The sequence below is a fragment of the Streptomyces sp. IBSBF 2435 genome, from assembly GCF_036815005.1.
Taxonomy (GTDB): Bacteria; Actinomycetota; Actinomycetes; order Streptomycetales; family Streptomycetaceae; genus Actinacidiphila.
This window is the reverse complement of record NZ_JAJSYW010000368.1, coordinates 1-1783: the sequence shown is the minus strand read 5'-3', so window position 1 is coordinate 1783 and position 1783 is coordinate 1. Positions and strand designations below refer to the sequence as shown.

The following is a 1783-nucleotide window of genomic DNA, read 5'->3' as shown; positions in this document are numbered from 1 at the left end:
GGCGAAGGCGGCGGGAAAGGCGGGGGCGTGCGCGGCGAACGGGCCGCCGACGCCGATCGGCACCGGCAGCAGCGGCAGCCCGCTGAGCAGCCGGTCCATCGGCAGCAGCGCCCCGGCGCGCCCGGTGCAGTCGGCGCAGCCGCGGATGTGCCGGGCGAAGCGCTTGCGCCACAGGGGGCTCGGCACCCCGTCCCAGCCGCCGGTCAGATGGCGCAGCCCGTCGCACTCCGGGCCGCCGCCCAGCGCGCGTACCACCGACCGCGAGGTCTCCAGCTGCTCCTTCATCCGCTGCACCCTGACCGCCGCGTGCTGCCGGGTCAGGCCGAGCGCGTCGGCCAGTTCCGAGCGGCCGAGGTCACCGGTCTCCTCCAGCCACCACAGCGCCAGCAGCGTACGGTCGTCGCCGTCCAGCCAGCGGGTGGCCTCGGCGATGTCGCGGCGCTGGTCGGTCAGGCCGAGGCGCAAAATGGTCACCGCTGCGAAGTCGGACGCGGGGTCGGGTATCAGCTCGGCCGCGTCCAGGGCCGTCTGGTGGTGCCAGGACGCCTTGCGCGCCTGCTCGCGGTCCCGCACCTGGCGTACCGCGATGGCCACCAGCCAGGACCGGAACGCCGCCGGGTCGCGCAGGTCCGCCAGACCGCGCACCACCCGCAGCAGCGTCTCCTGCACCACGTCGTCCACATCGTCGTGCCCGTCCAGTGCCCGGCCCACGACGTTGTAGACCAGCGGCAGGCACTGCGCGACCAGCCGGTCGAGCGCCGGCTGATCGCCCGCCCGCGCGGCGGTCACCAGCGCGGGGTCGGGTCCGACACGGTCGCCTGCGCGCATGCTGCTCCACTCTCCGTCCGTCACAGTTCCCCCGGACAGGAGACGGTGCCACGCCCGGCGGATAACGGAAACCCGCCGGGCGCGACGCGCCGGCTACGGATTGGGCACGGTGTCCGTGAACGCGGTGCCCGCCGCACGGTAGCCCGCGACCCGCGCGCTCACCTGCGCCGGGCTGAGCACCTGGTCCTTGACGAAGCAGACGTAGTCCACCTGCTCGTCGTACGACCGCGGGGTGCTGCCGGTCTGCCCGGCCAGGTCGATCAGCCAGTGGTTGAAGTCGATCCACTGCGGCGTCTCGGGCAGGTACGGCTCACCGTGCGTCGCGACGGCCTGGCCGTCGATGTAGTACGTGATGCTGGTGTTGTCGATGGTGATCTGCAGATCGTGCCAGCCGTCCAGGCTGCCGTACTGCTGGCCGTGGGTGTTGACGGCGTTCCACGGGTCGGGGTTGTAGGTCTCCCAGGACGTCTCGTACATGATGTTCTGCGTCTCGCCCCAGCCGCCGTTGGGCAGGTACTCGAAGTCCTGCTCGCTGTAGTCGGGGTCCATCGGCGCGTTGAGCGGGGTGAAGGTGAAGAAGGTCTGGTTGACGTGGTCGCCGTCGGGGCCGCCGCTGGGGGTGTCGTCGAAACGCACCCGGGCCGCGTAGGTCCCGTTCTTGAACTTCCTGGCGGTGGTCTGGAGTTCGGTCTCCCGGGTGCCGGAGGCGGTGCCGTCGGTGGTGAGCCGCAGGTTCATCACCTTGTTCGAGCCGTCGGCGACGAAGGTGACGTCCTGCGGCGACCAGGTGGCGCCGGCCACGCCGGGTCCGCCCTGCCCGGACTTCACCGTCCAGCCGTGCTGCTGGACGGCCGGGTCGGAGCTGGCGGTGTAGGAGAAGTCGTCGAAGAGCGCGGGTGCGTTCTGGTCGCCGCCACCGCCTGGTGAGGTGGGCGGGGTCGTGGGGGGAGTGGTG

Annotated in this window: 2 protein-coding genes; both read right to left on the bottom strand. The window is 72.0% G+C overall.

Annotated features, from left to right (window positions below; translation table 11 throughout):
• The coding region (locus V7E46_RS33445; protein WP_333771912.1) for an RNA polymerase sigma factor at positions 1–828 on the bottom strand (828 nt) is incomplete at its 3' end.
• A gap of 93 nt (positions 829–921) precedes the next feature.
• Positions 922–1783 (bottom strand): glycoside hydrolase family 16 protein (locus V7E46_RS33440; protein ID WP_333771911.1); only part of this gene is annotated, 862 nt, incomplete at its 5' end.